Annotated in this window: 8 protein-coding genes; 5 read left to right on the top strand and 3 right to left on the bottom strand. The window is 62.2% G+C overall.

Annotated elements, in window-relative coordinates:
* The first annotated feature begins 197 nt into the window (after positions 1 to 197).
* The 4 genes from meaB to C6W91_RS11990 all read left to right on the top strand — a co-directional run bounded on the left by meaB (position 198) and on the right by C6W91_RS11990 (position 2,731).
* Complete coding sequence (gene meaB, locus C6W91_RS12005; RefSeq protein WP_274837762.1) at positions 198 to 1,175, top strand: methylmalonyl Co-A mutase-associated GTPase MeaB; 978 nt, start codon at positions 198 to 200, stop codon at positions 1,173 to 1,175.
* Positions 1,176 to 1,429: 254 nt separating this feature from the next.
* Positions 1,430 to 1,720 (top strand): 50S ribosomal protein L28, encoded by a 291-nt coding sequence (rpmB, locus tag C6W91_RS12000; protein ID WP_065272959.1) that lies wholly within the window; start codon positions 1,430 to 1,432, stop codon positions 1,718 to 1,720.
* A 128-nt stretch (positions 1,721 to 1,848) separates the two neighbouring features.
* A complete protein-coding gene (locus C6W91_RS11995) occupies positions 1,849 to 2,199 on the top strand; it encodes a hypothetical protein (RefSeq protein WP_065273771.1) in 351 nt (116 codons plus the stop codon).
* Positions 2,200 to 2,254: 55 nt separating this feature from the next.
* Positions 2,255 to 2,731, top strand: coding sequence for a copper chaperone PCu(A)C (locus tag C6W91_RS11990; RefSeq protein WP_274837761.1), 477 nt, complete (start codon positions 2,255 to 2,257; stop codon positions 2,729 to 2,731).
* 68 nt (positions 2,732 to 2,799) lie between these two features.
* Here C6W91_RS11990 and C6W91_RS11985 read toward each other — a convergent pair whose 3' ends face one another.
* Positions 2,800 to 3,507 (bottom strand): NAD-dependent deacylase, encoded by a 708-nt coding sequence (locus C6W91_RS11985; RefSeq protein ID WP_274837760.1) that lies wholly within the window; start codon positions 3,505 to 3,507, stop codon positions 2,800 to 2,802.
* A 47-nt stretch (positions 3,508 to 3,554) separates the two neighbouring features.
* Here C6W91_RS11985 and C6W91_RS11980 point away from each other — a divergent pair, with 47 nt between their 5' ends.
* Positions 3,555 to 4,010 carry a low molecular weight protein-tyrosine-phosphatase gene (locus C6W91_RS11980; protein ID WP_065272962.1) on the top strand — a complete coding sequence of 152 codons (456 nt, stop codon included), beginning with the start codon at positions 3,555 to 3,557 and terminating at the stop codon, positions 4,008 to 4,010.
* 8 nt (positions 4,011 to 4,018) lie between these two features.
* Here C6W91_RS11980 and C6W91_RS11975 read toward each other — a convergent pair whose 3' ends face one another.
* Positions 4,019 to 4,999, bottom strand: a complete 981-nt coding sequence (locus tag C6W91_RS11975; RefSeq protein ID WP_370570874.1) for a LysR substrate-binding domain-containing protein — start codon at positions 4,997 to 4,999, stop codon at positions 4,019 to 4,021.
* A gap of 206 nt (positions 5,000 to 5,205) precedes the next feature.
* Positions 5,206 to 5,517, bottom strand: a complete 312-nt coding sequence (locus C6W91_RS11970; protein WP_065273772.1) for a hypothetical protein — start codon at positions 5,515 to 5,517, stop codon at positions 5,206 to 5,208.
* Between the last annotated feature and the right edge of the window lie 283 nt (positions 5,518 to 5,800).

Here is a 5,800-nt window from a genome sequence, read left to right as displayed (position 1 = left end):
CAGATCGGGCAGGGCGTCATCAATGGGCAGGCGTGTCATGGCAGCCTTATCGCCAAAGACCCGTGCCGGGTCCAGAGGCGCGGCGGCTGCGGCTGAATGCGCCTGCCTCGGCACTGGACAATCCGGGCCTGCCTGCGTCAAGTAGGCGGAACTTTCGGACAGAGGCCCTGCAAGGGGCGCGGAACAGGGGCTTTGGCATGGATATTGCGCAGCTGAGTGACAAGATTTTGCAAGGCGACCGGCGCGCGCTGGCGCGGGCGATTACTCTGGTCGAAAGCGGGCGCGACGATCACCGGGAGCAAGCGCTGGCGCTGCTGGAGCGGCTGGCCAAAGCGGATCGGCAGGCCTTGCGGATCGGCCTGTCGGGCACGCCCGGGGTTGGCAAATCCACCTTTATCGAGGCCTTCGGCATGATGCTGGTCGAACGCGGCCTGCGGGTGGCGGTGCTGGCGGTCGATCCCAGCTCGACCCGCTCGGGCGGTTCCATTCTGGGCGACAAGACCCGGATGGAGCATCTCAGCCGCCAGAAATCTGCGTTCATTCGCCCGTCGCCCAGCCAGACCACGCTGGGCGGGGTCGCCCGCCGCACCCGGGAGGCGGTGTCCCTGTGCGAGGCGGCGGGTTTTGACGTGGTACTGATCGAAACCGTCGGGGTGGGGCAATCCGAAACCGTGGTGGCGCAGATGTCGGATCTGTTCCTGCTCTTGCTGGCCCCGGCGGGCGGCGATGAGTTGCAGGGTGTCAAGCGCGGAATCATGGAAATGGCGGATATGATTCTGGTCAACAAGGCAGACGGCGATCTGAAACCCGCCGCTACCCGCACGTGCGCCGATTACGCCGGGGCTTTGCGGCTGCTGCGCAAGCGTCCGCAGGATCCCGAAGGCTTTCCCAAGGCGATGATGGTTTCGGCGCTGGCACGGGAGGGGCTGGAGGCCGCTTGGGCCGATATCGAGCATCTGTCGGGCTGGCGGCGCGAGACGGGACATTGGACGCGAACCCGGGCGGATCAGGCGCGTTACTGGTTTGCCGAAGATGTGCGCCAGGCCATGCTGGCAAGGCTGGAAACGCCTTGGGCGCAGGGCCGGATGGCGGAACTGTCGGATGCGGTCGCTGCGGGAGAGCAGACCCCTGCCGCAGCCGCGCGGGACATGCTGAAGGGGTTGGGGCTGGAATAAACCCGCTGACCAGATGCGGTAGGAGGACCTTTCAAGCCAGGCGCGCGGCCGGGTTTGGTCCCGTTTGGGCGGGGCTGTGCCACTTTCCGGCGGAGTGGGTGATAAAACCCTGCCATATGGCTTGACCCTGTCAGCGATTCCTCCTAAACGCATCCAACCAGTTTTCGGGCGCAGCCAATGGCCGCGCCCTTGTGATTTGGCGGCAGATTCGGAGTTTTGTCCGGCAGGCCGCCCCAGATACGAAGGATGAACCTATGTCGCGCCGTTGCGAACTGACCGGAAAAGGCCCGATGACTGGCAACAATGTCAGCCACGCCAAGAACCGCACTCGTCGTCGGTTTCTGCCGAACCTGAACGATGTCACCCTGCAGTCCGAGACTCTGGGCCGTGGCGTCAAGCTGAAGATTTCCGCCGCAGCCCTGCGCTCGGTTGATCACCGCGGTGGTCTGGACGCATTCTTGGCAAAAGCCAAGGACGAAGAGCTGTCCGCAACCGCTCTGAAAGTGAAAAAAGAGATCGCCAAGGCACAAGCTGCCGAGGCCTGATCCACTTCAGACCGATCTGATTTAGTAAAACGCCGCGCTGGATATCCCAGCGCGGCGTTTTGCCATTCTTGGCGTGACCGAATGCCGCTTGCGGTTGGCGCTGTGCGGGGGCATATCTGCCACTGATGATGCGACGCTTGCGGATATATATCGGGATATTCCTGTCCCTTGCTGTGGTGCTGACCGCCCATAGCGCTGCCGCGATGCGTGGGGCACGGGATGCCTCGGGGCAGATCGTGATCTGCACGGGCACCGGCCCGGTGGCGATCTATGTGGACAGCGACGGCCAGCCGGTCCCGGCGCCGCATTATTGTCCCGACTGCGTGATGCATCTCTTGGATGCTGGGCTGCCGGTGCAGCAAGCGCTGCCAATCCCGGCGCGCCCGGTTCTGCAGGATCTGACACCCGATCGCACAGTCCTGATCCCCGTCTCCTGCGGGCAATACGCCCTGGCGCGTGGCCCGCCGATCTCTGCCTGATTTCCAATCTATCCTACCCTGAAAATCAGACAGACTTTGCAACAGGAGACTCAAGATGTCTTTTAAATCCTTCGTTTTCGTCGCCACCAGCGCAGCCGCAGTCACCCTTGCCGGGGCCGCCATGGCGGGCGGTATGATGGTCGAGGACGCCTATGCACGCGTATCGACCAAGATGTCCGCCAGCGGCGCGGCCTTCATGCAGATCATGAACGATACCGGCGCTGATGACCGGCTGATCGATGCGCGTTCTGACGTGGCAGAGCGGGTCGAGCTGCACACCCACCAGGGCGATGCCAACGGTGTCATGAAGATGGTGCATGTGGAAGAAGGCTTTGCCATTCCGGCGGGTGAGGTGCACATGCTGAAGCGGGGCGGCGACCACGTCATGTTTCTGGGGCTGACCCAGACCCTTCATCACGGCGATGTGGTGCCGTTGACGCTGGTCTTTGAAAAAGCCGGAGAAATCAACGTTGAGGTGCCGGTGGATCTGGAGCGCAAGCCCGGTCACGGCGGCATGAAGCACAACAACTGATCAGCGCCAATCGCGCCGAGACATTGCGGCCAGTCCTTTTCCGGGGGCTGGCCGTTTTCTTTGGAGGTTCAGGCGCGGGCCAGAAACTCGCCGGTCCAGTGGGGCACGATCTCGCTGGCGCGCCCCAGGCGGCTTTCGGCAAAGCTGGATGCGCCGGCCGAGGGCTCAAGATTGAGTTCAACCGTATGGGCGCCCGCCATCTGCGCTTCCTGCACAAAGGCAGCGGCCGGGTAGACCTGACCGGAGGTTCCGATTGAGGCGAAGATATCCGCTTCGGCCAGATGGTCGTAGATGGCTTCCATGAAATAGGGCATTTCGCCAAACCAGACGATATCGGGGCGCGTGCGGGGCTGGGCGCAGGCGGGGCAGAGGTCGGTGTGCGACATGCTGGCGGGGGCGGGCCAGCGGTGATCGCAGGCTGCGCAGAGGGCACCGTCAAGCGTACCGTGCATATGCAGCACATCTTCTGCGCCGCCCTGTTCGTGCAGCCCGTCTACATTCTGGGTGATGATCACAACCTCACCGGGCCAGGACCTTTGCAGCTCACCCAAGGCCGTGTGGGCGGCATTCGGGCTGGCATCGACCGATTGGGCACGGCGGGCATTGTAGAAGGCGTGCACAAGATCGGGATCGCGGGCAAATCCTTCGGGCGTTGCTACATCTTCGATCCGGTGTTTGGCCCAGAGCCCGTCTTCGTCGCGAAAGGTACCGAGCCCACTTTCGGCGGAAATGCCGGCGCCAGTCAGGATGACGATCTTCTCCGCACTCTTTTCCATCGCCGCAAAGCCTCTTATTGCTGTCTTGCCAAAAGGAGTGTGCCCCGATGACTAAACGCATTTTGTTCGTCTGCCTAGGAAACATTTGCCGCTCGCCCGCAGCTGAAGGGGTGTTCCGCGACCTTTTTAAGCAGGCCGAGACGGATAGCGCGGGCACGGCGGGTTATCACGTGGGAGAGCCGCCCTACGGGCCGATGCAGGCTGCGGCGCGGGCGCGAGGGCTGGATCTGTCGGATTTGCGGGCGCGGCAGTTCGAACCGCAGGATTTTGCGCGTTTTGATCTGATCGTGGCGATGGACGGTGACAATCTGCGCAATATCGAGGCGCAAAGGCCTGCAGACCAGATCACGCCCGTGGTGCTGTTCACCGACTTTGCTGCGGGCAGCAGCGCGGATCATGTGCCCGATCCCTATTATACGCGGGATTTCGACGGATGCCTCGACCTGATCGAGCAGGCGGCGCGTGGGCTGGTCTCCCATCTGGAGGCAGGGCACGCCCTCTGACGTCGGCCTTAGCTGTCGATGACCTTGAACGCGCCTGCCAGCCAGGGAAGCCGGACCAGCGCCGGATCGATCATCTGTGTCTGGATCAAGTGCCGCATGGTCTTGGCCACGTCGCGGGGGACCTGATCCGCCCAGTCGTTGCCGCTGAACAGGGAAATGGTCCGAGCGGCGGCACCAAAGGGCAGGGCGTAGGCTTCGATCTGATCGTGGAACCGCACCGCCCGCATATACCCCAGCGGCGTCGTGATCGCCCAGCCGATTCGGCGCGCCACCATGGCCATCAGGGCAAGGTGGGAACCAATCTCGAACCGGCTTTCAAAGGTAAGGTTTTGACGGGTCAGATGGGCGTCGATTTGCTGTGAAATCAATTGGTCCCGTGCATAGCGCAGGAATGGCAGGGTATTCAGCTCGCTCACGCTGACCTTCGGAAGGCCAGTATCCGAGGAGCCGATGAACCCCTTTGGGGCCACCAGAATAAAGGGGTCCTGCACCAGTGGCAGTTCCACCAGCCCTTCGTGCAGGGCGCCGGTGGTGGCGGCTACGGCGATGTGCAGCTCGCGCTCTTCCATGGCGCGGATGATGTCGTGGCTGGAGGCGGTGATCATCTTGAACCGGCATTTGGTCAGGCTCTCGGCAAGGATGGTCACCAACCGCGGGGTCAGATCATTGTCGAAATCGTCGATCAGACCGATCGACAGTTCGGGCAGGTGGCTGAGATCGACAACCGTCAGCTCGCTTTGCGCCAGACGCAGCTCTGCAAGCACCGCCTCGGTGCGGGCCAGAAATGTGCGTCCCGCCGGGGTGACCACCATCGGGCGGCGGCTGTGGTCCACCAGGTCGCAGGACAATGACTTTTCCAGATTCCGCAATTGCTGGCTGACTGCGGGTTGGCTGAGCCCGGTCATTTCCGCAGCCTGCGCCACGGATCCGGTTCTTGCCAGGGCGGCAAAGACTTCCAGCCCTCTTAGGGTAACACCCTTCGTCAACATGAATATGCTCCAAATATGCATCTTCTTTCTCAACGACAGAAAGATGCGGGGTCAAGGGTTGTATTGGAGCGGATTTCCCCTGTGCGGCACTGCAGCATCTGCGCCGGGCCGTGGGTCGCGCAAAATCGGGAGCGCATCACGGCGGCATGAGAGGGGTGTGACCGTCGTAACGCTGATCTGAATGGACGCCTTTCAGAGGGGCTGTATCAGCCGCAGACGCGCGCGGCGTTGGCGCCAAATTCCTTGTAGCGTTCCCAAAGCTGTTCATCGCCGCGATGGCTGGACTGGCGTACGACCTGGGCCTGATGCGGATCGGCAAACCACTTCGACACCTTGGAGCGCTCCGAACGGGTCAGGCTCTTGTTGGCGACTTTCTGAATGCAGCTGCACAGCCCGGCCTTTGCATAGCCGCGTTCGGACTGACGACAGGCCCTTTCGATGACGCCTGCATCGACAGAGGGTACGCTGAACGCAGTCGTCAGGGCCGCGGCACAGAGAAAAGAGCTCACAAAACGCATCGTCATGTCCTGTCCAGTGGTCATTCGAGAGAGGCCGCTGGCAGGCGGCTGGCGCGACTATGCCGCAGGTTTGGCTGGCTTTCAATTGGGGGTAATAATCCATAAATCATGCGCGGGATTTTGCCGGGACCCTGAAACAGCCGCGCCCGGTCTCAAGACCGGGCGCGGCCCTTGTCCGAGTAGCGTCCCCAGTCAGCAAAATTAGGGATTTCTCCACTATACCGCGCCTACCCCAAAACCCGAAATTTCTCGTGAGTGACGACCCTGAAGCTATCTGACACTT

Source organism: Phaeobacter sp. SYSU ZJ3003 (genome assembly GCF_041300735.1).
In the GTDB taxonomy this organism is placed as follows: Bacteria; Pseudomonadota; Alphaproteobacteria; order Rhodobacterales; family Rhodobacteraceae; genus Phycobacter; species Phycobacter gallaeciensis_A.
This window is presented reverse-complemented; position numbering and strand designations above follow the sequence as displayed.

Excerpts from the sequence above, each read along its gene's own strand:
- meaB (WP_274837762.1), top strand. The coding sequence starts at position 198 with ATGGATATTGCGCAGCTGAGTGACAAGATTTTGCAAGGCGACCGGCGC.
- rpmB (WP_065272959.1), top strand. The coding sequence starts at position 1,430 with ATGTCGCGCCGTTGCGAACTGACCGGAAAAGGCCCGATGACTGGCAAC.
- C6W91_RS11995 (WP_065273771.1), top strand. The coding sequence starts at position 1,849 with ATGCGACGCTTGCGGATATATATCGGGATATTCCTGTCCCTTGCTGTG.
- C6W91_RS11990 (WP_274837761.1), top strand. The coding sequence starts at position 2,255 with ATGTCTTTTAAATCCTTCGTTTTCGTCGCCACCAGCGCAGCCGCAGTC.
- C6W91_RS11985 (WP_274837760.1), bottom strand. The coding sequence starts at position 3,507 with ATGGAAAAGAGTGCGGAGAAGATCGTCATCCTGACTGGCGCCGGCATT.
- C6W91_RS11980 (WP_065272962.1), top strand. The coding sequence starts at position 3,555 with ATGACTAAACGCATTTTGTTCGTCTGCCTAGGAAACATTTGCCGCTCG.
- C6W91_RS11975 (WP_370570874.1), bottom strand. The coding sequence starts at position 4,999 with ATGTTGACGAAGGGTGTTACCCTAAGAGGGCTGGAAGTCTTTGCCGCC.
- C6W91_RS11970 (WP_065273772.1), bottom strand. The coding sequence starts at position 5,517 with ATGCGTTTTGTGAGCTCTTTTCTCTGTGCCGCGGCCCTGACGACTGCG.